General features: G+C 43.9%; 18 protein-coding genes. 8 read left to right on the forward strand and 10 right to left on the reverse strand.

Going from position 1 to position 26,835, the window contains the following annotated elements:
• The first annotated feature begins 154 nt into the window (after positions 1-154).
• The gene (locus CVU62_03745) at positions 155-1,999 is read left to right on the forward strand and encodes a hypothetical protein (GenBank protein ID PKN39318.1); all 1,845 of its coding nucleotides are present in this window, start codon (positions 155-157) and stop codon (positions 1,997-1,999) included.
• A gap of 8 nt (positions 2,000-2,007) precedes the next feature.
• Here CVU62_03745 and CVU62_03750 read toward each other — a convergent pair whose 3' ends face one another.
• From CVU62_03750 to CVU62_03765, 4 genes are all read right to left on the reverse strand, one after another.
• Positions 2,008-2,268 (reverse strand): hypothetical protein, encoded by a 261-nt coding sequence (locus CVU62_03750; GenBank protein ID PKN39319.1) that lies wholly within the window; start codon positions 2,266-2,268, stop codon positions 2,008-2,010.
• Positions 2,265-2,537, reverse strand: coding sequence for a prevent-host-death family protein (locus CVU62_03755; GenBank protein ID PKN39320.1), 273 nt, complete (start codon positions 2,535-2,537; stop codon positions 2,265-2,267). The genes CVU62_03750 and CVU62_03755 overlap by 4 nt, the downstream gene beginning before the upstream one ends.
• A gap of 97 nt (positions 2,538-2,634) precedes the next feature.
• A complete protein-coding gene (locus CVU62_03760; protein PKN39321.1) occupies positions 2,635-3,003 on the reverse strand; it encodes a hypothetical protein in 369 nt (122 codons plus the stop codon).
• 20 nt (positions 3,004-3,023) lie between these two features.
• Positions 3,024-3,764, reverse strand: a complete 741-nt coding sequence (locus tag CVU62_03765) for an alpha/beta hydrolase (protein ID PKN39322.1) — start codon at positions 3,762-3,764, stop codon at positions 3,024-3,026.
• A gap of 296 nt (positions 3,765-4,060) precedes the next feature.
• On the opposite strand from CVU62_03765, the gene CVU62_03770 reads away from it, so the two are divergent.
• Both CVU62_03770 and CVU62_03775 read left to right on the forward strand, forming a co-directional pair.
• The gene (locus CVU62_03770) at positions 4,061-4,690 is read left to right on the forward strand and encodes a hypothetical protein (protein PKN39323.1); all 630 of its coding nucleotides are present in this window, start codon (positions 4,061-4,063) and stop codon (positions 4,688-4,690) included.
• A gap of 2 nt (positions 4,691-4,692) precedes the next feature.
• The gene (locus tag CVU62_03775) at positions 4,693-5,415 is read left to right on the forward strand and encodes a hypothetical protein (protein ID PKN39324.1); all 723 of its coding nucleotides are present in this window, start codon (positions 4,693-4,695) and stop codon (positions 5,413-5,415) included.
• Between the two features lie 96 nt (positions 5,416-5,511).
• Here CVU62_03775 and CVU62_03780 read toward each other — a convergent pair whose 3' ends face one another.
• The 6 genes from CVU62_03780 to CVU62_03805 form a co-directional block, all read right to left on the reverse strand.
• Complete coding sequence (locus CVU62_03780; GenBank protein PKN39325.1) at positions 5,512-6,933, reverse strand: amidophosphoribosyltransferase; 1,422 nt, start codon at positions 6,931-6,933, stop codon at positions 5,512-5,514.
• Between the two features lie 82 nt (positions 6,934-7,015).
• Positions 7,016-7,351: a DNA (cytosine-5-)-methyltransferase gene (locus CVU62_03785; GenBank protein ID PKN39326.1), complete on the reverse strand. Its 336-nt coding sequence runs from the start codon at positions 7,349-7,351 to the stop codon at positions 7,016-7,018.
• A 147-nt stretch (positions 7,352-7,498) separates the two neighbouring features.
• A complete protein-coding gene (carB, locus tag CVU62_03790; protein ID PKN39462.1) occupies positions 7,499-10,702 on the reverse strand; it encodes a carbamoyl phosphate synthase large subunit in 3,204 nt (1,067 codons plus the stop codon).
• Between the two features lie 272 nt (positions 10,703-10,974).
• The gene (gene guaA / locus CVU62_03795) at positions 10,975-12,504 is read right to left on the reverse strand and encodes a GMP synthase (glutamine-hydrolyzing) (GenBank protein ID PKN39327.1); all 1,530 of its coding nucleotides are present in this window, start codon (positions 12,502-12,504) and stop codon (positions 10,975-10,977) included.
• A complete protein-coding gene (locus CVU62_03800; GenBank protein PKN39328.1) occupies positions 12,501-13,640 on the reverse strand; it encodes a carbamoyl phosphate synthase small subunit in 1,140 nt (379 codons plus the stop codon). The genes guaA and CVU62_03800 overlap by 4 nt, the downstream gene beginning before the upstream one ends.
• A gap of 194 nt (positions 13,641-13,834) precedes the next feature.
• A complete protein-coding gene (locus CVU62_03805; GenBank protein PKN39329.1) occupies positions 13,835-16,006 on the reverse strand; it encodes a glutamine synthetase type III in 2,172 nt (723 codons plus the stop codon).
• Between the two features lie 430 nt (positions 16,007-16,436).
• Here CVU62_03805 and CVU62_03810 point away from each other — a divergent pair, with 430 nt between their 5' ends.
• The 5 genes from CVU62_03810 to CVU62_03830 all read left to right on the forward strand — a co-directional run bounded on the left by CVU62_03810 (position 16,437) and on the right by CVU62_03830 (position 26,650).
• Positions 16,437-18,287, forward strand: a complete 1,851-nt coding sequence (locus tag CVU62_03810; GenBank protein ID PKN39330.1) for a hypothetical protein — start codon at positions 16,437-16,439, stop codon at positions 18,285-18,287.
• 45 nt (positions 18,288-18,332) lie between these two features.
• Complete coding sequence (locus CVU62_03815; protein ID PKN39331.1) at positions 18,333-19,742, forward strand: hypothetical protein; 1,410 nt, start codon at positions 18,333-18,335, stop codon at positions 19,740-19,742.
• Complete coding sequence (locus tag CVU62_03820) at positions 19,739-21,226, forward strand: FMN-binding glutamate synthase family protein (GenBank protein PKN39332.1); 1,488 nt, start codon at positions 19,739-19,741, stop codon at positions 21,224-21,226. Before CVU62_03815 ends, CVU62_03820 begins: the two co-directional genes overlap by 4 nt.
• Positions 21,227-21,358: 132 nt before the next feature.
• Positions 21,359-23,980 carry a glutamate synthase gene (locus CVU62_03825; protein PKN39333.1) on the forward strand — a complete coding sequence of 874 codons (2,622 nt, stop codon included), beginning with the start codon at positions 21,359-21,361 and terminating at the stop codon, positions 23,978-23,980.
• An 84-nt stretch (positions 23,981-24,064) separates the two neighbouring features.
• Positions 24,065-26,650, forward strand: a complete 2,586-nt coding sequence (locus tag CVU62_03830) for a phosphoenolpyruvate synthase (GenBank protein ID PKN39334.1) — start codon at positions 24,065-24,067, stop codon at positions 26,648-26,650.
• Positions 26,651-26,835 lie beyond the last annotated feature (185 nt).

A 26,835-nucleotide genomic window follows, 5' to 3' on the forward strand; every position in this document is an offset into this window, starting at 1 on the left:
ATAAGTATGCTAAAAATATATTGATGAGAAGGCCGGAATGGAGAAAAGAAAAAATGGACAGCATCCAGTATAATCATACTTTTGGCCTTTGGTTTTAAGGATGCTACCCTCGTTGAGGATAATTATCATCTTATTTTAAGGCGGTCTATATTTTATGAAAGAAAAAAGTTTTTTTTCAATTCTGTTAAATTTGCCCCGCTTAATTTTTATGAGAGAAACCCGTGGAGTTGCCCTGGTTGCAATAAAACAATTGGGTTTAGTGACTATCATAAAAATTTTGTTTAAAACCGTGACCAGAACCGGTTTTGTCAAAAGTATAAAATGCGTCTTTACTTTTAAACTCGATGATCTTTTAGCCAGCATGTTTGTATCGATGTGGGATGTTTTCGGCGACAGAGAAGCAATAATTACAGGGGAAAAGAGAATCACCTACAAGGAGCTTAAGGATAGAGTGCTCCGACTCGCGAATGGATTACAGGCACTTGGCTTAAAACCCAAGGATAGATTCGCCGAACTTCTTTTTAATGGTAACGAATTCTTTGAAGCGCTTTTTGCCGGTTCGCTTATAGGCTGCCCCATGCCCTTTTTAAACTGGCATTTGAAGGGTGACGATCTCGCCGGAGCAATAAACAGGGCATCACCGAAAATATTAATATTCGACGAAGAATTTTATGATGATGTTGTTGCTATCAAAGATAAACTTACCACAGTGAAGCACTATGTTATGGTCGGAGCAAAACTAAAGGATGACGTCATATTGTACGAAGATTTATTGTCCAAATCTCCGAATACCATGCCGAAGATCAGTATGGCCCTCGCGCTCAATCCCTATAGCGGCGGCACTACCGGTGCTCCGAAGAATGTAAATTATTTTGATGGATTCGGGTATCTGATCAGCGATACATCAGAAAAACCGAAGACATCGCTTAAAGAATATTTAACTCTTTTGGTAAAACAGGTAAGCTTTACATATTGGTTTGGCGCTCATAAGATCAAGGATAAAAAGTCTGCTAACATCAGACTCTTAATGCCGAGTCCGGTTTATCACGCCGCGTCAATCATCGGATGGACACCATTGCTGCTGCACGGGGCAACCGGAGTCGCCATGAGAAACTTCAATGCTGAAGAACTTCTGAAGCTGATAGAAAAGGAAAGGATAGGCTGGGTGTTTATTGTCCCTACAATTATTGACAGGCTGCTGCATCTTCCCGATAACGTAAAGAATAAATACGATTTGAGTTCTATGAAATCTTTAATATGCGGTTCCGCGCCGGCGTCTCCGGAACTTAAAGAAGCCGCGAATAATTTTTTTAAAGAAAGAGGCTGCAAAAATGATGTTTTCCATGAATTCTACGGATCATCGGAAACGGCGGTTGTAACAACTCTGATTCCTGAAGACTATGAACAAAATCCCAAAAGGCTGGCGAGCGTGGGTAAAGCCCGCTGCGGCGAACTGGGGATTTATAACAAAGAAGAAGCCAGATGGTGCGCATCGAATGAACAAGGCTATATATTTAACAGAACCATGATGACCGAAAGTTTAAAGTATTCCGGATCACCGGAAAAAACAAAGAGCGTTTTTGAATTCGTCGATGGAGTAAGATGGTTTGATGATGGTTTGATCGGTTATTTGGATGAGGATGGATATGTTTATTTAACCGGCAGAGTAAAAGAAATGATTATCTGCGGTGGCGTGAACATCTATCCTAATGAGATTGAAAGAATAATCAATAATCACCACGAGGTTGTAGATGTAGCGGTTGTAAGAGCGCCGGATGTAGATTTGGGCGAATGTGTAGCCGCTGTCGTGCAGCCGAAGAAGGGCTCAACAATAACCAAAGAGGATATACTGGATCACTGCAGGAAGAGCGGTTTGCACGGATTCAAGATTCCAAAAATTGTCGAATTTTCAGCAGAGCTTCCGAGGCATATCGATGGAAAACTCGTAAAGAGAGAGCTTGAAGATAAATTCTGGCAGGGCATAGAAAGGCGAGGCTAGATTTATCACTAGTAGACATGCTTTCGATGCTTAATCGTAAGAATAAAAATGATATGGCCGGATGTGTTGAGTTCGTAAACAATTCGGTAGGCGCCAACCCGCAAAGAAAACTCACCTTTGTGATTACCTGTCAAAGCTTTTCCTTCACGGGGATTATCGGCAAGAGATTCAATTTTCTTCAAAATGCGGGCAAGGAGTTTCTTGTCCGCATAAAAGAGCTCATCAACATCAGATGCAGCTTCTTGTGCTAATTCAATATTGTATTTCATAGGAGTTTGTATTTCTTTTTAATGGTGGAAAGAGAAATGGTTTTGCCGTTTCTAACTTGTTTTTTTGCTCTGGCAATGGCATCTTTTTCTTCCTTATTGGAAAGAATATCCAAAGTTTCAAGTAACCCGTCAAACTCATCACAACTCATTAGAATCGCTTCATTGACGCCATTTTTAGTGATGGTAAAACGGTCATATTTTGCTTCAACATCTCTAATAAGAGCCGATAGATTTTTCTTGGCTTCCGCCAATGGAATTGTCTTATTCATATTTTTGTCCTTGTTTTTTATTGATCATAATTATAGTCTATTTATGTTAACAATGCAACAAGAAAAATATGTAAATAAATTAATTGCAGCTGCCCCATTAATTTTTGCCGGTTGAAGAATATTCCTTTATTTTTCCCCGTAAATATTTTTCTGATGATATGATCTTCCCATCTGGAAATTTTATCATGTAAGGCTTACCTGTCATATAAGATTTGGAAGCGCACAGTTTTATAAAATCGTCGGCAGTCCGGACATGCTTGCCTGCTTTTTCCAATTTCAGCCGTAAATGTTTTGCGGCTTCCAAGCCGTCATATTCCGCTCCGTTTCTAATAAATTTTGCACCTTTTAAATCCTGAATCGAAGCTATCAGAAATTCTATTTTCTTTTTTTCGATATTATCCTGAGCGCTGACCGCTGCGGAAAATATTGCTATGATTACAAATGCCGTTATTAATATTTTTCTCATGACTTTCCCAAATAATAAATTCAGTCTGCCTTTTTTACAAAATCAGTTATTTCTTTAAACAGGGAAGCTTCGGCATACATCGGCCAGTCGTTATGACCTGCGCCTTTGATTATCCACATACGCTTTCGGCCTTCGGGAAGAGCATTATATAAATTGATGGCGTGTTTGATCGGCAGGATTTCATCTCGTTCCGCTCCAACGACGGATATTTTATTTTTAAACGTTTGAAGATTTCCGATGCTGTCATACTTGTCGGTCAAAACCAGTCGCACCGGAAGGTACGGAAATAAAGATTTGGCAACAGATGCCAGCGTATCCCAGGGAGTAATTAAAATTATACCGGCAATGGGAACTGTTGTCTTTTTAGCGATGGAAGCAACAACGCCGCATCCCAGCGACTCACCTACCAAATAAAGAGGCTCTTTATATTGTTCATAGGCCAGGCGAACAGTTTCTAATCCGGCTGCAACAAATGGCTTCTCCCCTACCTTGCCGGGACGTCCTCCGTACTTTGGATATTCAGCTAAGATTACGCGAAACCCAAGCTGCATAAAAGGCTTTAAATAAAATCCCCTATCAAGCGCTGTGCCGCCATTACCGTGAAAAAGAACCATCGTGCCGTTGGGCGCGGGCGCATCATAAGCGGCAACCAATCCCTGATAATCATCAGCAGTTGCCTGCCATAATTTCATATTTTCATATTCCAGCCCTGACTCGGTAGGCCACACCGGCTCGGGAAAATAAAGAAATCTATTTTGCATATCACACCCTCCCAAAAACATCGCGGTGATTAGAAACAACGGAATTATTTTTAATTTCTGTTTCATTTATATTAGATGACAAAAACAAGTAGCAAACAAAAGAAAAATTTTAATGGAAATTATTTAAAAAATGATGTTTTATTATGAACGGCTTTCAACTAAATTACAAAATGTTTTTTATTATTGTTGAACGTTTATATATTACATTGATATTACTTATACCAGCTTTTCTTAGTTAATATTATTGCAAAAACATCACATTGATCCGCGTCCATTCACAATACGGGGAGGAGCAAATGAAAAGAACATGTATTTCTCGCATATCATTTTTGCTGATTCTATTATTAGTGTTCACTACAAGTGGTTGTATATCAACCGGTTATATAAAAGTTCCAGAAGGACAAAAAAATTATATTTTGAAAGGTTTTTCTCTTTCACCGCCTTTGGGTGGGGAATGGTATGTTCAACTGTTTGGAGAAAGCAGCATATCATTTACAAAAAAATTGAAACAGCCCTCACCGCATACATATGCGGCGGTAATCTGGCCACAAGATTTCGACCAGATCTGCTATGTAAAAAACAGAGATGATTTTTTCGAATGTATCAAAAAAAACTTTGAAATTGAACAAAAGCAATCTACACGCTTCGAGTTTACTAAATCAGACTGTATTCAGGATAAACGGTTTGGAGAATTTTCCGTAAAATGTCATAGCATTGCGAAAGATTATAAACCGGCGAAGCTCCCCAGTGAAGTTAATTACCTTATTATGGATAATTATGATTATTTCATCAAGCATCCGACACTTAATAAATATTTTCGGATAACTTACTCAGAAAGAAGCATCCCCGCAGAAGAAAATAAGAGCATTAAGGAAGACGCGCAACATTTTTTTGATTCCATACAGCTTATTACACAGGAGAATTAACGATGAAATATAAGATGCGCATTGTTATTGCCATATTGTGTGTATTAACATCGCTGCTAATAATGGGATGCATATCCGCCGGCTTGTCATCGGCAGTATCCAAAGAAAAGCTGAATACCATAAAGAGAGTTGGTATAGTATCGCTCCTTGGCGATGACATCGAATTGCATGAACACCCAGGTCTATTCCAGGAAAGCAGTAGAAGTTTTTCAGTAAAAAGTTGGGAAATTGATGAATATGTGCAGGACATAATTGCCAAAGAAATCTCTACAAATCCTAAATTTACTGTTGTTAAACTGGCGTATGATCGTAATCGCTTGATAAAGCTACACTTAAACGAACGTCAAAATTACAATATAATGATTGATCAACTATCAACAATCACAAAAGAAAACCGACTTGATGCGATTATTGCTATTTACTATATTGGGCATCCGAAATATCAAAGTCTTCCATTGTATCTTGCAAAAGGTGAGCTGACAAATAATGTATCATGGAAAGTAGCAAGCGGTATATATGTTTTTGACGGCGCTTCCCTTGAAAAAATTGGTGGTTCCTGGTTCTTGCATAGATTTGATCAAGAGCTCGATGAATCATACTGGCCATCATCTATAAGCAATGTCGATAAGCTCCGGTTTTTGGAAAATATGTTTAAAAGAGTTCTAAAAGAGGAGCTGTTAATTAAGATTGAAGCACTTGGTTTTATCAACTCAAAAGATAATTGAGGAGAAATATTAATTTTACCTGGCACCTTAATTTTATTAGTTTGACTGCTTGATATTTATACTGAAACACGACATATAAGCAACCGCGGGAAAAGCCTACTTCATTTCCATGCAGAACTTGTCAATCGTCTCCGGCGGCGCAATAGGATAATTGCCGGTATAGCAGGCAAGGCAAAAACAATCTTTGTTCAGGCCTGTTGCCCTGATCATGCCCTCTATGGACAGGTAGTGAATGGAATCCAGGCCGATGAAATCGGCAATGGCTTTTTCGTTTTCTTTTTTCGCCGCGATGAGCTCACCTTTGGATGAAAAATCAATACCGTACGGACAGGGATAAACTGTTGGCGGGCAGCTGACCGCCATATGCAGTTCTTTTATTCCGATGCTGCGCAGATTTTTTACACGGTTGCGGCTGGTTGTGCCGCGGATGATGGAGTCTTCCACAATCATCACTTTTTTACCCTCAAGAATGGCTCTGACCGGATTCAACTTTACCCTGACACCGAAATCGCGCATGGGCTGCGATGGCTGAATAAAAGTACGTCCGATATAATGATTGCGAATCATGCCCATTTCAAAAGGATAGCCGCTTTCTTCCGCGTAACCCAGAGCGGCGTAAACGCCGGAGTCCGGAAAGGGCATGACAAGATCTACCTCCGGTTTGTATTCACGAGCCAGTTCATGCCCCAGACGCTTGCGGCACATATAAACATTCTGACGGAAAATCTGGCTGTCGGGACGGGCAAAATAAATTAACTCGAAAATGCAGTGACAATGCTTAATTTCCGGGAAAGGATGGATGCTTCTGACACCCTTCCCGTCTATAATCAAAACTTCACCTGGTTCGACATCACGCACATATTCGGCGCCGACCAGATCAAAAGCGCATGTTTCCGAAGCGACAACCCAACTGCCGTTTAATTTTCCCAGTGCCAGAGGCCGGAAACCACGCGGGTCACGCGCGGCAATTATCTTATCCCGAGTCATTATGATGAAGCAGTACGCGCCCTCCAGACGGGAAAGAGCGGCAGCCAATGCTTTTTCCAATCCTTTTTTCATGTGGTGCGCCATACGATGAACAACTACCTCGCTGTCCATCGTTGATTGAAAAATAGAGCCGCTATCTTCCAACTCTTTGCGCAGCTTGTTAGCGTTGAGTATATTGCCGTTATGCGCCAGTGCGTAATAATCACCGGCAAAATGAACCAGGAACGGCTGGGCGTTGGAAATGGTGGAAGAACCGGTGGTAGAATAGCGAACATGGCCGATGGCCAGTTTTCCGGGAAGTTTTTTCAGGTGCTCTTCCTTGAATACCTCGGCAGCCAGCCCCATGCCCTTGTGCTCCCAGACGTTGCAGCCGTCGGAACTGACAATGCCCGCTGATTCCTGACCGCGATGCTGTAAAGCAAAAAGCCCATAGAAAGCCACGCGGGAAGCTTCTTCGTGATCGTAAATGGCAAAAATGCCGCATTCTTCCCGGGGACGACCGGATTCCTCTAAATTGTTACTGACATGCATATAAATCCTTTTTCAAACAGTTAAATCTCCATCCCTTACGGGAGAGTATTTCTAAAATTTCCCCGCCCTCGACGGGAGGGGATTAAGGGGCGGGTGATAAACAACTCTCCCTTATAACTTCCAATACTCCATTTATATTTTGCAAAACTTCATTATTCCAAAATCTCAATACTTTAAATTCTTGTCGTCTAAGATATGTATCTCTTGCGATATCATCTTCGCTTTGTGTTGCATGTTGGCCACCGTCTACTTCAATAACAATCCTTTTTTCAAAACAAACAAAATCAACGATATAATTATCAATGGGCTGTTGCCTTCTGAATTTGAATCCTTCAATTTGCTTTAGTCGCAATTGTTTCCAAAGTAATTTTTCTGCATCTGTCGGTCTTTTTCTAAGTACTTTTCCCAAGGCAGTCATTTTATCCAAGGTATAATCACCCTCCCCTCGCCCCTCCCGTCAAGGGAGGGGAAGATTAGAACTCAGACCTTACCCTCTTGCCATTAGGGAGAAGGCACTTATAAATCTAACCTTCTCCTCTCATGGAAAAGAAATATTTTGAGGTCGTCACTTTTGATATTCCTGCAATGAACAAACCTGCCAATCATCTTTTTTTATTGCCGCTACCGCTTCGCACAATGCGCGCGCGCCTGCAATGGTCGTGGTGTAAAGAATATTATAAGTAAGCGCGCCTCTTCTTATGTGATAAGCGTCCCGCGATGATTTACGTCCGATACTGGTATTAATCACCATCTGGATGTCGCCGTTTTTAATGTAGTCCACAATGTTCGGACGCCCCTCGCTTAATTTGAAAACAACCCCGGCACCAACGCCGTGTTCCACCAGGTACAGGGCTGTGCCCTTGGTCGCTAATATCTTGAAACCCATTTTCTGAAAAGTTTTGGCTACCGTTACAATCTTATCTTTGTGAGAATCATTGACGCTGATAAAAATGGTCCCCTCCGTCGGCATTTTAAATCCCGCCGCCATTTGCGATTTGGCAAAGGCCAGGCCGAAAGAACGGTCTATGCCCATGACTTCGCCGGTGGATTTCATTTCCGGCCCCAGCAGGATATCCACATCGGGAAAACGATTAAAGGGAAAGACGGCTTCTTTGACGGAAACATGCTTAGGCTCCGGCGCTTTAGTAAACCCAAGTTCTTTTAAAGATTTGCCCAGCATTACTTTGGTAGCGAGCTTGGCTAGCGGCACGCCGATGGCTTTGCTGACAAAAGGAATGGTGCGCGACGCGCGTGGGTTGACTTCCAGCACGTATAATTTGTCGTTCTTGATGGCGTACTGAATATTCATCAGCCCGACAACATTTAATTCCTGTGCCAGCATTTTTGTCTGCTTTTTAATCAAATCCAGAAGCGGAGCGGAAATGGTCATGGGCGGCAGCATGCAGGCGCTGTCGCCCGAATGGATTCCTGCTTCTTCGATATGTTCCATAATTCCGGCCACAACAGTCATCTTTCCATCGCTGATGGCGTCCACATCTATTTCTATGGCGTCCTCTAAAAATTTATCAATAAGAATGGGGTGCCCGGGAGAAACAAGAAGGGCTTTGGCCATAAAGCCGCGTAGAGTTTCCGCGTCATAGACAATTTCCATAGAACGGCCACCCAATACATAGGAGGGGCGCACCAGCACCGGATAGCCAATGCGTTCGGCTGCCACAAGTGCTTTTTCCGCATCCATTGCCGTGTCATTATCCGGTTGGTTAAGTTTTAATTTGGTGACGATTTCCTGAAAGCGGTCGCGATTTTCCGCGCGGTCAATGGAATCGGGCGATGTTCCCATTATTTTTATTCCGGCCGCTTCCAGTCCTCTGGCTAAATTAAGAGGTGTCTGGCCGCCGAATTGAGCTATCACTCCTTCAGGTTTTTCCGTTTGCAGGATGTGTAAAACATCTTCCAGCGTCACCGGTTCGAAAAACAGTTTGTCGGATGTGTCGTAATCTGTGCTGACCGTTTCGGGATTGGAATTGATCATGATGCTCTCGACACCTTCTTCACGCAAGGCAAACGAAGCATGGACGCAACAGTAATCGAATTCGATTCCCTGACCGATGCGGTTAGGTCCGCCACCGATAATCGCCACTTTTCTTTTCGTCGAAGGCCTGGTTTCGTTTTCTGTTTCATAGGTGGAATAGTAATAAGGCGTGTAGGCTTCGAATTCCGCCGCACAGGTATCGACAAGCTTATATACCGGGATAATTTTTTCTTTTTCTCGCCACTGGCGAATCTCCGTCTCCGTCATTTTCCAAAAAGTTGCCAGCGCCCTGTCGGCAAAGCCCATTTTCTTGGCAGCTTCGAGCAACTCCACGGACGGAGCGGAATTTTTCAACTCATCTTCGGCATCCACAATTTCTTTGACCTGATGCAAAAACCAGGGATCTATTTTTGTTAATTGATAGAGTTCATCTATCGACATTCCGCCTTGCATCGCCGCAGCAATGTAGAAAATCCGCAACGAATTGGGTTTGATCAGTTTGCTTTTAAGAAATTCTTTTTTATCTTTCAAATCATCCGGCAGAGACTGGCCAAGACTAAAACGCCCGATTTCCAGAGAACGAATCGCCTTTTGCAGGGACTCTTTGAAAGTACGGCCGATAGCCATAGTCTCGCCGACGGATTTCATGGAGGTAGTTAAAAAATCTTCGGCTTGCGGAAATTTTTCAAACGTCCAACGCGGAATTTTCACGACGCAATAATCTATTGTCGGCTCAAAAGCAGCCATCGTCTCGCGGGTAATGTCGTTGGGGATTTCGTCCAGTGTGTAGCCGACAGCAAGTTTCGCGGCAATTTTGGCAATGGGAAAGCCTGTGGCTTTTGAGGCTAGCGCCGATGATCGCGAAACACGGGGATTCATTTCGACGACAATCATTTCACCCGTTTGGGGATGTATAGCAAACTGAACATTGGAGCCGCCTGTTTCCACGCCAATTTCGCGCATGATGGCGATGGCGGCGTCGCGCATGATTTGATATTCCTTATCCGTCAATGTCTGCGCAGGCGCGACGGTTATGGATTCTCCGGTATGCACTCCCATTGCGTCGAAATTTTCAATGGAACAAATAATGACGACGTTATCAGCCTTGTCGCGCATTACTTCCAGTTCGTATTCTTTCCAGCCCAAAACCGATTCCTCGATCATGACCTCCGAAATCATGCTGGCATCCAAACCGCCTTTGGCTACGTCCATTAATTCTTCACGGTTATAAGCGACGCCACTGCCGGTACCGCCCAGGGTAAAGGACGGACGAATAATAAGGGGGAAGCCTATTTCATCGGCAATCTTTAAAACATCGCTCATGGAATGGGCAAAGCCGCTTTTGGGCACACGCAGACCGATTTTTTCTATCGCGTGCCGGAATTTTTCCCTGTCTTCCGCTTTATGAATAACATCGAGTGACGCCCCGATCATTTCCACATTATATTTTTTCAGCACGCCGCTTTCGGCCAGCGCCACGGCCGTGTTCAAACCAGTTTGCCCGCCCAGGGTGGGAAGCAGAGCGTCCGGCCGCTCGCGGGCGATAATTTTTTCCACCGCTTCCGGTGTTATTGGTTCGATGTAGGTTCTATCGGCCGTTTCCGGATCGGTCATAATTGTGGCCGGATTGCTATTGATTAAAACAACCTCATAACCCTCTTCGCGCAGAGCCTTACAGGCCTGGGTTCCTGAGTAGTCAAATTCGCAGGCCTGACTGATAATAATAGGACCGGACCCGATGAGTAGAATTTTCTTTATGTCTTTACGTTTAGGCACTTCAAACAACTTTCGATGTTAATTATTGAATAACGAATACCTTATTTATAAGGTGTCTTTTATCTTTCTTTCTCATCTCCGGCGATATACTGGCGCAAAGAGTTGCGAATTGAAGCTTTTTCCGGGGAACCCTGTCTGCGCAGCGAAACGTCCGCCGGGTCGCTTGTCTGAGCGCCGGAGGCGTGAGTTTGCGAACCGGCAGTAAAGCGAGCAGTTACAGGGTCGGGAAAAGATTTTGAGCAACGCTTTAAGTTAGTATGTCGCCACCTCCTTTATTCCCACTCAATCGTGCTGGGCGGTTTGGAGCTGATGTCGTAAACAACGCGGTTGATGCCGGACACTTCGTTAATGATCCGCGTCGAAACGCGGGCCAGTAAATCCTGAGGCAGACGAGCCCAGTCGGCCGTCATGGCATCGTCGCTGGTAACAGCGCGGATGGCCACAATATTTTCATAAGTGCGCTGATCGCCCATAATGCCTACACTCTTAAGCGGTAATAAAATGGTAAACGACTGCCACAATTTATAATATAAATTCGCAGTGCGGATTTCCTCAAGCAGAATGGTGTCAGCTTTACGCAATACCGACAAACGCTGTGCGGTGACCTCACCGATAATGCGAATAGCCAGGCCTGGCCCCGGAAACGGCTGTCGCCAGACAACATCATCGGCCAATCCCAGTTCTTTTCCCAAAAGCCGCACTTCATCCTTGAACAGGTGTTTGAGCGGCTCGACCAACTTCAGATTCATTGTCTTCGGCAGTCCGCCGACATTATGATGAGATTTAATCACCGCGCTGGGACCGCCAAATGCCGAACGCGATTCGATCAGGTCGGGATAAAGAGTGCCCTGCGCTAAAAATTTCACGCCTTTAATTTTGCGAGCTTCCGTGTCAAAGACTTCAACGAATGTGCGGCCGATGATTTTTCGTTTCCTCTCCGGATCGGTCACGCCTTTTAATTTCTTAAGAAATATTTTCCCCGCGCGCGCGAACCGCAGATTGATTTGCAGATTTTTTTTGAACATTTTGATAACGCGTTCGGCTTCACCCGCTCTCAGCACGCCGTTATCGACAAAAACACAGGTTAATTGTTTGCCGATAGCCCTGTGCAGTAAAACGGCAGCTACAGAAGAATCGACTCCGCCGGAAAGACCCAGAATTACTTTTTGTGTGCCCACCTGATGGCGGATTTCTTCGACAGCGTTGGTGACAAAGGATTTCATCGACCAGGATTTTTCACACCGGCAAATATCAAACAGGAAGTTTGCCAATATCTTTTTGCCTTCTTTGGTATGAACAACTTCCGGGTGAAATTGCAGACCGTAAAAATTGCGCTGGACATCTTCGGTCGCCGCAACCGGTGTATTGGCAGTATATGCGGTAATTATAAAACCGGCAGGCAGTGCACCTATGGAATCACCGTGGCTCATCCAGCACTGGGTTTCTTTAGTCACGCCTTTTAAAATGCCTTTTTGCTTTTTGACCAGCAACTCGGCAAAACCGTATTCGCGCTTTTTGGAACCGATTACTTTTCCACCCAGCGAATCAACCATATATTGCAGACCGTAGCAGATACCCAGAATAGGAATACCAAAATCAAAGATCTTTTTATCAACTCGAGGCGCTCCTTTGCTGTAAATGCTCGCCGGGCCACCGGATAAAATTATTCCCTCGGGTTTAAGCTCTTTGATTGTGTCAATGGAAATGCCAGGTGGTTCAATCTGGCAGTAAACATGATTTTCTCTTACCCGCCGGGCTATTAACTGATTATATTGCGAACCGAAATCAATAATCAGAATCACTTTGTTTTCCCCTTTTCCTTTTTCATTATTTTAACAAACTGTAAAAACAAATATTCCGTATCGTGCGGCCCCGGAGCAGCTTCCGGGTGATACTGCACGCTAAACGCTTGCGGCATCTGCATTCCTTCGGATGTATTGTCATTCAAATTATGACAGGTTTTTTTCGCTTTCTTGTTAACTGAATCCGGTACAACGACAAATCCGTGATTTTGAGAGGTAATTTCAACTCTGCCCGTATCAACATTTTTTACCGGTTGATTAATACCGCGATGGCCGAACTTTAACTTTTCCGTATAACCGCCTATCGCCTGACCGATAATCTGATGCCCGAGACAGATACCGAATACAGGAACCTGGCCTATTACCGTGCGGGCGGCATCTACTATATAAGGCAAAGCGGCCGGATCACCGGGGCCGTTGGAAAGTAATACTCCATCGGGTTTTAATGCCAGAATATCTTTACCGGAAGAAGAGGCCGGCAAAACCAGTACTTCACAGCCGTTATTTTCCAGGAGCCGCAAAATGTTATATTTAACGCCGCAATCGAGAACAACAACGCGCAATTTTTTAACCGGTTTCCTGGAAGGAAGGCCCGCGTGAGGAGCGCCTTTTTTCCACAAATAGGGTTTTAGACAGGTAACTTCACGGACTAAATCCCGTCCAACTAGGCCGGGGTAAGCTTGCGCCTGCGCGAGAAGCGATTGAATATCATTACTCTGAGTGGAAATAATTCCCTTCATGGAACCGGAAAGTCTTAAGCGGCGGGTTAACGCGCGCGTATCGATTCCTTCGATGCCGATTTTTCCGTAATTTTCCAGAAACGATTTTAAACTTCGTTTCATCCGCCAGTTGCTGGGAGTAGACTGATATTCTTTGACAATAAAACCTTCGAGATGGATGCCCGCCGATTCCATATCCTCGTCATTGATTCCGTAATTGCCGACGAGAGGATAGGTCATGGTAACGATCTGGCCTTTATAGGAGGGGTCGGTAATAACTTCCTGATAACCGGTCATGCCCGTGTTGAAAACGACTTCGCCCATAGTTTCTCCGTTTCCGGCAAAGGCAAAGCCTTCAAAAACACTGCCATCTTCCAAAACCAGTAAAGCTTTTCGTTTTTGATTCAACAGCGGCATTAAATTTTGCCTCCCGGCAAAAAATGGCGCGAAAGAGAAGGGCGTTGACTGCATACATACATTGAAATGGACATGGGATATTTCCTTATACTTATCTACCAAGTGCGGAGTGTCTAGCTTTTTTCCCCTGCCTAGTCAATCTTAAAGATAAGGGTCAGCGTGTCGCGCTGACCCTTATCTTGTTTCGCTGGTCGTTAGCTTATAAATAGCATTTCCCAAAACTTCGGCAAAGGCCATATTTCATCATCGACCAAAACTTCCAGAGCATCAACATATTCTCTTAGTTCATCCATCTTGGGCTTGACTTTAATGCAGAGTGTTTCTGCTTTTTTCGCTTCGTCATGAACAGATGATGTGGCTTCAACCTTGGCCATAATTTCTTTGTTGACCGAATAAATATTATTAACCAGATCCACCACTTTCTTTAAGATTTCTGTTTCGGCGGAGACAACCGCCGCATTTCCCAGCACTTCTTTTGTGGCAAGAACCGCTTTGGCAATAGCCTTTTGATAAATAACCGCTACCGGAATCACTTGATTCAGGCAGATGTTGTTGAGGCACTTGACTTCGATTTCCAGATCCTTAATATATTTTTCCAGGTAAATAATATACCGGGAATTGAGTTCCACCTTGGAAAGAACCTGATATTTTTCAAAAAGATTGAGCGCCTTGTTGGTAATCAAGGCTTTCAGAGCCACTGGTGTTGTTTTGTTATTCGGCAGACCTCTTTTACCGGCTTCGGCTTCCCATTCTTTGGTATAGTTGTCTCCATTGAACAATATGGGCTTTATGTCTTTGATTTCGTTTTTCAAAACTTCAAAAACAGCCTGATTGATATTTTTCGCGCCTTTTGCTTTGATCTTTTCAGCCAGATAATCCAGGCTTTCCGCAACGATCGTGTTGATTACCGCGGCCGGGAAAGAAATGGATTGCGATGAACCCACCGCCCGGAATTCAAATTTATTGCCGGTGAAGGCAAAGGGCGACGTGCGGTTACGGTCAGTATTATCTTTACTGACAATCGGCAGGGAGGAAATACCCAGATCAATAATTTCGGCGTTCGTAGCTTTGTTTACTGTGCCCTTCTCTATATTGGCCAGGATGTTTGTCAGTTGTTCGCCTAAGAAAACGGAGATGATTGCCGGGGGCGCTTCGTTAGCCCCCAGTCTGTGATCATTGGCGTATGAGGCCACCGAGGCGCGTAAAATGTCGGCGTGTTTGTAAACAGCACGCACCGTAGCAATCAGGAACACCAGAAACTGAATATTATCTTGAGGGGTTTTGCCGGGATTCAGCAGGTTATTACCATTGTTGTCGCAAATAGACCAGTTGACGTGTTTGCCGGAACCATTGATCCGGGCAAACGGTTTTTCATGGAGCAGGGCGGCAAGGTTATGCTTCTTGGCCACTGACTTCAATGTGTCCATAACCAGTTGATTATGATCTACGGCCAGATTGGCTTCTTCATAGACCGGCGCGATTTCAAACTGGCTGGGAGCCACTTCGTTGTGCCTTGTCTTGGCCGGAACGCCGAGCTTGAAAAGCTCTTCTTCCACATCGTGCATATAGGAGGATACTCTTTCCTTGATACTCCCGAAATACTGATCTTCCAGTTCCTGACCTTTAGCCGGAGGGGCACCAACAACTGTGCGGCCTCCCAGAACGAGATCCTGACGTTTGAAAAAATAATCCATATCGATCAGGAAATATTCCTGCTCCGGGCCCAGATTCGAATAAACTTTTTTGACATTTTTTGCGCCCAGCAGTTTGAGCATGTTTACGGCGCTTTTGCTTACCGCACGGCTCGATCGCAACAACGGGGTCTTTTTATCCAGTGCTTCGCCGGTATAAGAAATAAAAGCTGTAGGAATGCACAAAGTTGTAGAAATACCATTTCTCTTAATGAAAGCCGGAGAAGACATATCCCAGGCAGTGTAACCTCTCGCTTCAAATGTCGCGCGAATACCTCCCGATGGGAAGCTCGATGCGTCCGGTTCGCCCTGAACCAGTTGTTTTCCGGAAAATCTCTCCACAACCTCGCCAATTCCTGATGGGTCGGCAAAGGCATCGTGTTTTTCCGCTGTGATTCCGGTCATTGGCTGAAACCAGTGAGCAAAGTGAGTGGCACTCTTTTCAATAGCCCATTCTTTCATAGCATGAGCGATTATATTAGCTGTTTCGGCATCAAGAGTTTTATCTTCATTGATTGCCTCCATCAGTTTTTTAAATGTGTCTTTGGGCAGCTTTTCTTTCATCACCTTATGACTGAAGGTGTCTTCACCATAATATTCAGATACCGGAACGAATTTCTCCTTTTCGATGGTGTAATTCCTCTCCGATGCTATTACTGGTTTCGATTTTTTCATAATTCCTCCATTCATCTTTTTAAAATATGATTGGCTTAGTGCGAAAAATATGCCATGCCATATACTGTGAGTACATTATAACAATTCGCAGCCGTTCGTCCACTTTAATATTGGCAATTATGGAACAAAATCTGCTTGATCTTGATTAAGATTTGCTGTAAATTCAGCATGTCAGTATTTAAAAATGAAACAATAATGTATTATAAGTGCAGCAAAAAAACAAATTTGTAACATTATATTTGTTAGTCGTTTAAGGATTTTTCTTCCAGCATTTAATTTTCTAGAAAATTATTCACCTTGTTCTTCCATTATAAGCGGTTCCTTCATTTAGTCTTAGTCATTGGCATCCATTTTGCTGTTAATACATTTCCGGATACATATGTAAACAAAGTTTCACCATTAATATAGTAACGGAAGAGAAAGACAAGACATGAATCTGGCAGAAGAATTCAAAAAAATCGCTGGTGATATTAAAATTATCGCCAAAGAAGAAGAAAAAGAAATGTATAGTCATGATATTGGAGATGTTCCCACAATCATGACTAAAACATTTTTTCAAATACAACCTGATTTTGTCGTACAGCCTAAAAGCGCCGAAGAGATCAAAAAAGTGCTGGAATTTGCCAATGAAAAAAAAGTGCCGATTATACCGCGAGGCGCCGCATCATGGGGATTCGGTGGCGTAATTCCGACAAACGGGGGAATAGTTGTCGATTTATCGCCCTTTAGAAAAATCATCTATCTTAATAAAGGACAAAAAACCGTTACGGTGGAAGCAGGCGCCAGATGGAGCGATATTGACATTCTGGCCAAAAGAGTAGGCCTTTGTCTGATGACTTACCCGTCAAGCAAGTTCTCGACGGTTGCCGGCTGGATTGCCACAGGCGGTTACGGAATCAACAGTTTTCGCTATGGCCACCTGGCCAATCAGATTGTATCCATGACAGTTATAACGCCGTCCGGTGAGTCTCAAAAGATTACCCCCAATGATCCTGATTTTGAGTATTTCGTTTCTACCGAAGGTGAATTTGGAATTATTGTCGAAATAAACCTGAAACTACGTGATGTCCCCCAGGATTCTTATCCACATCTGTTCTATTTTGAAAACGACAAAGCCGCCTTTGGATTTATTGAAAAATTTGTCAAATCAGAAAACGCAGATGCACCGAAACCTAATACAATTCGTTTTCTTGACGAGAATCATTTAAATGACATCAACGAGATGATGCATTCGAAGGTATTTAAAAAAAGCGCCGCCGTGCTGATGGACTTGGACAACCCTGAAGAAGATAAGAAGTTTTTAAAAATTATCGAGCAAAGCGGCAATATTGAAGAAGCGCCTCGCTATGTTGCCAGTTATTTATGGAATGAGCGGCTTTTCGGCATGAAAACAAAACGTCTCGGACCATCGATTCTGAGCAGTGAAAGTATTATACCCATAGAGTCGGCAGCGGATTTTATTGCCAAAGCAAAAAAACTGGGATCGAATTTCGGCGTGGAAATATTCATTGATTCTCAGATTATTAATACCAAAATGGCTTTGATCATGACCAATTATCTTTGCGATTCCAGAAGGTATAAATATTATATCGATTTACCTCTGGCCATGATGCTGATCAAGACGGCTGTTTCCATGGGAGCAGAGCCCTATGGGCTGGGCATTTGGAATGCGGGCTTTATTAATTATCTGTATAATAGCGAAAAGAAACAAAAACTTCTGGCCTACAAAGCCCAGATTGATCCCAATAATATTATGAATCCGGGTAAGTTCTTCAGGATTAAATCAAAGTTTTTCAATATTCCGGCAATTATTTTCCGTCCGGCCATTTTTAACTTTTCCATCAAGCTGTTAATTCTCTTCTCTCCCGTTATCGGGAAAATAGCAACGATAACTTTGGGTGAAATGAAGAAGGTCGACAGTCTTGATTATGAGCTGACCACTCATGCCTGCGCCAAATGCGGAAACTGCATTGCGGTATGCCCGGCATATCTGGTCACCGGAAATGAAGCAGTTACCGCGAAAGGAAAAATTGCTCTTGCCAAAAAACTTATTGAAGGCAAGCCGGTAACTAAAGAAGAAGCAGAAAACGTATTTATGTGCATGCATTGCAAAGGTTGTGAAGAAATATGCCAAACCAATCTGGAATTGATGATGCTCTGGGATGCACTGGAAAAAAGGATAGAGGGTAACTTTGGCCGTCCCGAAGAAAAGATCAATGAATTCCTTAAAAAGGTTGATGATAGCAAAGATTATTGGGAAATGGTGGATCGGAATAACTGAACCACCTTATATTAAATTTATTATTTAAAAGGCGAATTAAGGACTATGCCAAAAAAATATCACATTCACCCTAAAGTAACGCCGCTTAATCTGGATTACGTTTTCAAATTCAGAATTGAACGCGGAGAAAACTGCATCAATTGCGGCAAGTGCACCAAAGTGTGCATTTATGAAGCGCACAAACGGGGCAAAGGCGGCGATTCGCGCAAAATGGCCGACCCGAACACGATGGTTTGCCGAAACTGCTTCCGCTGTATTCAGGAATGTCCCCGGGGAGCGCTGGAAAAATCTCTGGATAAAGACTTTCTAAATATCGGTGGTTCCTACTGGAAATCCGATATGTTTATTACTTTATGGAAACAGGCGGAGGATGGTAAGGTTCCGGTTACCGGCGCCGGTTATCGCGGTCCTTTTACCGGACCGGGATTCGACAGCATGTGGACCGATATGTCGGAAATCGTTCGTCCAACACGAGATGGAATCCATGGACGGGAATATATCAGCACATCCGTTGAACTGGGCAGAAAGCTCAATCACCTGACCTTTGATGATTGCGGAAAGTTACTGTCGAAAATTCATGATACCATTGATATTCCGATTCCTATCATTTTTGATTTCCCTCAGGATAATTTGAGCCACAATGTGAAAATAGCCATTGTGAGAGCGGCAGCGGAACTCAACACCTGTGTCGTATTATCTGCGGATCGTATTGCAGCGGACTTAAAGAAATATACTAAAAACATCATTCCGTTAATTTCCCATAAAGAAATTGATAAGCATCAGGCCTTGATCAAGAGCGTAAGAATGGTGGCGATTGATTATAATGATGAAGTTTTAAGTGCCTTGCCGGTGCTGCAGGAGAAAATTAAGAAAATAAATAATGTGCTGACTATCGTTCGAGTTCCGGCAACGAATGCCGTGGAAGCCCTGGTTTCCAAGCTGGCGCAAAGCGGCGCGGAGATTATTCATGTCGTGGCCGATTACCGCGGGATGGAGCACGGTTCATCCAACGCAGATCAGCGTCTGGCCAAGGATATTATCCGTGCAGTGCATCTGAAGCTTGTAGAAGAAAGAATTCGCGACGAGGTTACCATTATCTTTTCCGGCGGAATCGCCATGGCCGAACATGTGCCTAAGGCAATGATCTGCGGCGCTGATTTAACAGCGATCGATCTACCCCTCCTGATCGCGCTGGGCGCCAGATTATACGAAGAACCGGAAAAGATACTGGTATTCCCCGAAGCACTGGAAAAAATCACAGCGCGAATTGTAATGCAAAGAATCATCAACCTCATGGGCGCCTGGCATTCGCAACTTCTGGAAGTCATGGGCGCCATGGGTATCCGTGAAGCACGGCGTCTGCGCGGTGAAACCGGAAGAGCCATCTTCTTTGATGAAATCGATAATGATACTTTTGGAAAATTATTTAAAAAAAGAGAAATAGCAAAAACATGAAACCATCAACTGTAAAAATTAAAAAAATGCCGTCGCGATTTAAGCATCAGGTGCCCAAGTATAAAGTTACTCGATCCGGCGCCTGCATCAATTGCGGAACCTGTGCCAAATCTTGCCCTTATGGAGTGCACGAAAGACAGGAAGGGCACAACAAGATGAGCGTGCCAATTGACTATAAATGCATCGGGCTGGAATGCAGGAACAATGATTTCTATTGCGTGGCGAAATGCCCGCGGCAGGCTTTGAGCATTGCCCTCAATCCCATGTATGAAACGCTCGGCGATTATCGCTGGACAGCAGATATGATCACCGGAACCTGGATAATGGCGGAAACAGGATACCCGCCGGAGCGAAAAGATCTGGAATATAATACCGGTAATTCCGGCGGCGGCTTCGACAAGCTTCGCCTCAAGTTTCCGGACAAGCCGTCGAAAATTGACAAGCTGGAAATATCAACGGAAATTCCCTTAAATCGCAGAAATGACGGTCGCGCTAATGTTATCATTTCTACTCCTGTCTACGGCGGAGGAATGTCCTTCGGATCGGTAAGTCTGCCGACAATGGTTTCCAAGGCACACAACGCGACAATATGGAATACATTTACCTGTACCGGCGAGGGAGGATACCCGGAGCTGCTTCAACCTTATAACGACCATGTGATCACTCAGGTGGCGACAGGTTTATTCGGGGTGCGCGAAGAAACAATCCAGCGGGTAAAAATAGTGGAATTTAAATACGCGCAGGGCGCCAAACCCGGCTTGGGCGGGCATCTGCTTGGTGAAAAAAATACGGAAAGCGTCGCCCGGATGCGGGAAGCGGTCAAAGGAACGTCCTTGTTTTCACCTTTTCCTTTTCATTCGGTGTATTCGATCGAAGATCACAAGAAACACATTGACTGGATCAAACAAATGAATCCCAACGCTCTGGTTTCTGTTAAGGTTTCGACTCCCAACGATGTGGATATGGTTGCGGTAGGGTCTTACTATGCCGGCGCTCATATCATTCATATCGACGGCGGATATGGCGGCACCGGCGCAGCGCCGGACATTGCCAAAAAGAATATCGCTATGCCCATAGAATATGCCATCATGAAGGTCCATAATTTTCTAAAGGAAGAAGGCGCGAGGGACGCAATGACACTTATTGCTTCCGGCGGCATAAGGACCGCTCATGATTTGGCCAAAGCCATTTGCCTGGGCGCGGATGGCGCGGTGATCGGTACGGCAGAAATGGTTTCGCTGGAATGTGTCCGTTGTGGAAATTGCGAATCCGGACGCGGCTGCGCCCGGGGCATTGCCTCAACGGATTCGGAGCTGGCTGATTTGTTTAACGAAGAATGGGCAACACAGCGTTTAACAAACATGTACCATGCCTGGAACGTCCAGCTTGTGGAAATATTACAGAAGTTCGGCATGAGAAGTGTCAGAGAGCTTGTCGGTCGTACGGATTTGCTGGAGCATATAGATTACAGTGAAAGTCATTAGCTTAAGCATAATAACTCCCCTCTTTTTTAAAGAGGGGTTGGGGGAGATTTTGGAAGACCATAAAAATCCCCCTTTCATCCCCCTTTAACAAAGGGGCAAACATTACGGTAATTAAAGCGGAGTTTAATAATAATGGACAATGTGGAAAAAATAACTATATCACGCACTGAAATTTGCAGTCAGGTGCCGCCTTTGAGCTTGAATACCGAAGAAGAAGGGGGCTGCGGAGTAACGGGGTTTATCAGTTCTATTCCTGTAACGGGGAAGAACATCTTCGAGCCGTCAGCCCAGATGCACAACAGAGGCAACGGAAAAGGCGGTGGTATTGGAGCTGTCGGGTTTGTTCCCGAAGCAATGGGTGTATCTAGGCAGGTTTTGCGTGATGATTATATGCTGCACATCGCTCTTCTTGATGAAAGCGTTTGTACCGAAATCGAAGATCAATACATCAAGCCATACTTCAAAATTGATAAATCGGAAAAGCTTGCGACCATTGATGATCATCACAGTATCGGATTGGATGTCCGGCCGCCGGATGTTATGCGCTATTTTGTACGTGTGAAGGACAATGTACTCGATAAGTTCATTTCTGATAACAAATTTTCATCCATGGATCGACGTGATGCCGAAGATGAATTTCTCTATCAGAACAGCTTTAAGATCAACTCGCACTATTACGCATCACTTGGTGAAAAGAAGGCTTTTGTCATGTCGCATGGCAGGAACATGATGATCCTGAAAATCGTGGGATATGCGGAAAACGTGGTCAAATATTATAAATTGGATGACTTCAAAGCGCATGCGTGGCTGGCTCATCAGCGTTACCCTACTCGCGGACGTGTCTGGCATCCGGGTGGCTGCCATCCGTTTTCCGCGCTTAATGAGGCATTGGTGCATAATGGCGACTTTGCCAATTATCAGGCCGTGAGTGAGTATCTTAAACAGCGCAATTATTACCCGCTGTTTTTGACCGATACGGAAGAAGCGGCACTGCTTTGGGATTTGTGGAGCAGAGTCTATAAATATCCGCTGGAGTACCTGATTGAAGCCATGGCGCCGACTTCGGAAATGGACTTTGATATGTTGCCTGCCGATAAGCAGGCGTTGTATAAAGCCATTCAGACCCATCATGTAGGCTCTTCACCGGATGGGCCATGGTTTTTTATCATCGCGAGAAATGACGTCAGAAACGATCAGTTCCAACTGATCGGTATTACGGATACCGCTATGCTGCGCCCTCAGGTTTTTGCCCTGCAGGAAGGCGAAGTCCAGATTGGTCTGATTTGTTCGGAAAAACAAGCCATTGATGCGACTTTAATCTCACTTACGCGGGAAGATCCGCGCTTCGGGCCTATTGCCGACAAATACTGGAACGCCCGCGGCGGCAGCTATACAGATGGTGGCTCATTTATTTTCAGCCTGAAAGATACCGCAGAAGGCATGAAACTAATTTGTACCGACAAATTCGGAAAGGTCATTGAAACTCCAAAAGGAAAAGCCACCTGTGATGTAGCGAAAAAAATAACGGCTATAGAAAACTACAAGCCCGTATCAGATAAAATTGATTCTCTATTTGCCGAAAATGATTATTCAGCCGCTGCCGATAAAGTGTTTACATATGTGAAGGATAGCATTGTCAGCTTTAATCCTGATAAACTCAGATTCTGCATTGAGGCGATAAAAGATCATGCTCTGAAAAATGACGATTCCAAGCATACGGCTATCCGCGCGTTAACGCTTTTGAATGATCGTAGATTCAATACAGGAACGATAAAACGAAGTTCTTTGCAGCATATACTTAAAATAGCTCTGGATGAAATATTTGACACAACGCCTTCGATCACAAAAATGTCCAATTCTCGTTTCAGCCGGATTAATTTTGCCTGCCGCGACCAACTGCGCGCTCCGAAAAATAATGAGAAATTTCTGATTATTGATGCTGAACAGTTTGAACCGGAAGGCAACGATTGCGACGCCGTAATGATTGTTAAAGCTTTTAAACTCGGATGGAAACATTTCATTGTGTACAAATATCGCGGTCAGCGTTTTACCGGTTGCGGTTTCGGTCCGGCCACAAAAGATGTTAGGATTGATATTTACGGGGCGTCGGGTGACTATGTTGCCTCTGGCATTGACGGAATGGAAATTTATGTTCACGGCAACGCTCAGGATCAGCTCTGCCAGATTATGAAAGAAGGAAAACTCGTTGTGTTCGGCGATGTCGGACAGACCTTTATGTACGGAGCCAAAGGTGGCAGCGCTTATATCATGGGCAACGCGGCAGGCCGTCCTTTAATTAATGCCGTGGGCAGACCGCGGGTGGTTATTAACGGCACCGCGCTGGACTATCTTGCCGAATCCTTTATGGCTGGCGATCCACTCAACGGCGGAGGTTTTGTAATTCTCAACGGCATCGGTTTTGACGATGAAGACGGTTCAATTTATGAATACGACACACCCTATCCCGGTTCGAATATATTTTCTCTGGCTTCAGGCGGCGCGATTTATGTCCGTGATCCGCACGAAAAACTTGTTGATGAGCAGCTCAATGGAGGAGAATTTGTCGACATTACCGACGCGGATTGGAATCTGATAGAACCTTATCTGGAAGAGAATGAAAAACTTTTCGGCATTACCATCGAAAGGCTACTCACAATCGACGGCAATAAAAAGACTCCTCAGGACGTCTACCGAAAGATCAGACCTCTAAAAGCTGCAGCTGTCAAAAAAGATGATGATGGCCTGGAAGAATAAGCTCTGAATTGAAAAAGTGGTGCTTTAATTTAAATTTGGAGTTAGTGTAAGTTATTAACATTGTCAAAGTTGAATGGTGCTTTAATGGTTAACATATCCAGCGTCAGCACAGGCATTCCAGGATTGGATAAAACTCTTAATTACCTGCAAATGGGTGATAATGTTGTTTTTCAGCTCGAAAATATTGAAGATTACAAAATTTTTGTGACTCCATATGTAAATAAGGCGCTTGAAAAAGGACGGCGCGTTGTTTATATGCGTTTTGCTAAACACCCGCCACTTATAGATACCACCGGAAAAGTTACTATTTACAAACTTAACGCCGATATCGGATTTGAGTCTTTTTCCACGCAGGTTCATTACATCATCCGGCAGGAAGGACGGGATGTCTTTTATGTGTTTGATTGTTTATCAGATCTGCTTTTGACCTGGGCAACTGACCTGATGATCGGTAACTTCTTTGTTATTACATGCCCATATCTTTTTGAGTTGAACACTGTTGCCTATTTCTCCATCCTACGCAACCGGCATTCTTTTAAAACCATCGCCCGCATCAGAGAAACTACTCAGGTGCTGCTGGATATCTATAACCATCAGGGTAAACTTTGTATCCATCCTATCAAAGCATGGCAGCGCTATTCACCGACGATGTTTCTTCCGCACATGATGGAAAAAGACGAATTCGTCCCCATTACGAACAGCGCCGATGCCACAAACTTATTTTCCTTTCTTAATCAGGCCAGCGACTCTAACGTCGAAAGAAATCTGGATTACTGGGATCGCCTGTTCATGCAAGCCAGAGACATGCTGGAAAACCCGAAGGACATCAAAGAAAAACAGAAAATGGTGGAGCAGCTTTCCCGTGTATTGATCGGCAGAGAGAAAAGAATGCTGGCTCTGATCAAAGAATATTTTACACTGGAGGATCTTCTCGAAATTAAAGACAGGCTCATTGGAACAGGTTTCATCGGTGGTAAATCCGCCGGTATGCTTCTGGCACGCAACATTTTGCGAAAAGATTCTTCTGTTAAATGGTCTGAACATCTGGAGCTGCATGATTCGTTTTATATCGGATCGGATGTCTTTTATTCTTACATGGTACAAAACGGCTGGTGGCGGGCACTCATGTCTCATAAAACCAAAGAAAGCTATTTTGAGAGCGCTCGTGAATTAAAAGACAAAATGTTAAAAGGCGTTTTTCCTGAAGAAGTACGGGAAAGATTTTTATTAATGCTGGAATATTACGGACAATCACCGATTATCGTACGCTCTAGCTCTCTTCTGGAGGATGCGTTCGGCAATGCTTTTGCCGGAAAATATGAAAGCTATTTTTGCGCTAATCAGGGAACACCGGAAGAACGTTATGAGCATTTTGAAGAAGCAGTAAGAAAAATTTTCGCCAGTACAATGAATGTAGATGCTCTTACTTATCGTTTACAGAGGGGTCTTGATCAACAAGACGAACAGATGGCACTCTTGGTACAGCGCGTTTCCGGTTCTTCCCGTAAACATTATTTCTTTCCAGAATTGGCCGGTGTCGGTTTGTCTTATAATCCCTTTGTCTGGCGTAAAGGAATGAATCCCAAAGCAGGCATGCTCAGGCTTGTTTTCGGGCTCGGAACAAGGGCTGTAAACCGTATGGAAAATGATTATCCCCGCATTGTTGCCTTGGATGAACCTCTGGTTAAACCTTATGCTAAACCGGAAGATGCGGCGCGTTTTTCCCAGCACTGTGTTGATGTCTTAAACCTGACAGAAAATAGTTTTGAGTCATTATCTGTGGACGAAGCGCTCAACGATAATTTAGACGCACGACTGGACATCATTGGCACTCGCGATATTGAGGCCAGTGAAAGGATGAGGGATTTAGGAAAACAAAGGGATGTGTGGATACTAACTTTCGATGACCTGCTTGTGAAAACAGAATTTACGGAACTGATGTCCATAATGCTCAAGAGATTGGAATCAATCTATAATTATCCCGTGGATATCGAATTTACTGTGAACTTCAATGCGGATGAGAAAATGCAAATCAATCTCCTGCAATGCAGGCCTTTTCAGACAAAAGGCCTGTCCAGCCGTGTGGAAATTCCCGAAAAAATTAAAAAGAGTAAAATATTGCTGCGACAGGAAGGCAACTTTATGGGCGGCAGTGTTCACGAGAATATTGCACGAATTATTTATATTGATCCCAAGGGTTATGCAAAGCTTCCTCTTTCCGAAAAATACAACGTTGCCAGACTGGTAGGAAAGATCAATAAGACAATAAATGACAGGGCCGAGATGCCGACGATTTTATTCGGGCCAGGCCGATGGGGCACAACAACACCGGCCATGGGCGTACCGGTGACTTTTTCCGAAATCAACAACATCGCAGCCATTGCTGAAATAGCATACAAGGAAGGAAGCTTGATACCTGACCTCTCTTTCGGCACTCATTTCTTTCAGGACATGGTGGAAATGAACATCTTTTATATGGCCATTTATCCGGGACAGGAAAAAGTTATATTCAACACATCAGTTATGGAAGCCATGCCCAACATCACAAGAAAGCTTGTTCCGGAGGATCGCCAGTATGAGAATGTTGTTCAAGTCTATGATGTTAAAGAAAAGAAATTGATCTTGCTTTCCGATATTGTGGCACAGGAAATGCTCTGCTTCTTCGAATAAGCCCGACTAGTGTGGAGTATAAAATACGAGTGGTTAGAAGAAATTGAAACCACAAACAGATATTTACACAATATATTTTGTGATTAATATATGATTCAAATATAAGATACTTCTTTATATCTCTCCACTATGAAACAGGTACAATTAGATTCCATTGTTTTTCAAGCTATAGAAACATGTACTCG

It is taken from the genome of Deltaproteobacteria bacterium HGW-Deltaproteobacteria-2, from assembly GCA_002840505.1.
In the GTDB taxonomy this organism is placed as follows: domain Bacteria; phylum Desulfobacterota; class Syntrophia; order Syntrophales; family Smithellaceae; genus Smithella.

Bases quoted from the DNA above. Each gene is read 5' to 3' on its own strand.
- CVU62_03745 (PKN39318.1), top strand. From the start codon at position 155: ATGAAAGAAAAAAGTTTTTTTTCAATTCTGTTAAATTTGCCCCGCTTA.
- CVU62_03750 (PKN39319.1), bottom strand. From the start codon at position 2,268: ATGAAATACAATATTGAATTAGCACAAGAAGCTGCATCTGATGTTGAT.
- CVU62_03755 (PKN39320.1), bottom strand. From the start codon at position 2,537: ATGAATAAGACAATTCCATTGGCGGAAGCCAAGAAAAATCTATCGGCT.
- CVU62_03760 (PKN39321.1), bottom strand. From the start codon at position 3,003: ATGAGAAAAATATTAATAACGGCATTTGTAATCATAGCAATATTTTCC.
- CVU62_03765 (PKN39322.1), bottom strand. From the start codon at position 3,764: ATGCAAAATAGATTTCTTTATTTTCCCGAGCCGGTGTGGCCTACCGAG.
- CVU62_03770 (PKN39323.1), top strand. From the start codon at position 4,061: ATGAAAAGAACATGTATTTCTCGCATATCATTTTTGCTGATTCTATTA.
- CVU62_03775 (PKN39324.1), top strand. From the start codon at position 4,693: ATGAAATATAAGATGCGCATTGTTATTGCCATATTGTGTGTATTAACA.
- CVU62_03780 (PKN39325.1), bottom strand. From the start codon at position 6,933: ATGCATGTCAGTAACAATTTAGAGGAATCCGGTCGTCCCCGGGAAGAA.
- CVU62_03785 (PKN39326.1), bottom strand. From the start codon at position 7,351: ATGACTGCCTTGGGAAAAGTACTTAGAAAAAGACCGACAGATGCAGAA.
- CVU62_03800 (PKN39328.1), bottom strand. From the start codon at position 13,640: ATGCCGCTGTTGAATCAAAAACGAAAAGCTTTACTGGTTTTGGAAGAT.
- CVU62_03805 (PKN39329.1), bottom strand. From the start codon at position 16,006: ATGAAAAAATCGAAACCAGTAATAGCATCGGAGAGGAATTACACCATC.
- CVU62_03810 (PKN39330.1), top strand. From the start codon at position 16,437: ATGAATCTGGCAGAAGAATTCAAAAAAATCGCTGGTGATATTAAAATT.
- CVU62_03815 (PKN39331.1), top strand. From the start codon at position 18,333: ATGCCAAAAAAATATCACATTCACCCTAAAGTAACGCCGCTTAATCTG.
- CVU62_03820 (PKN39332.1), top strand. From the start codon at position 19,739: ATGAAACCATCAACTGTAAAAATTAAAAAAATGCCGTCGCGATTTAAG.
- CVU62_03825 (PKN39333.1), top strand. From the start codon at position 21,359: ATGGACAATGTGGAAAAAATAACTATATCACGCACTGAAATTTGCAGT.
- CVU62_03830 (PKN39334.1), top strand. From the start codon at position 24,065: ATGGTTAACATATCCAGCGTCAGCACAGGCATTCCAGGATTGGATAAA.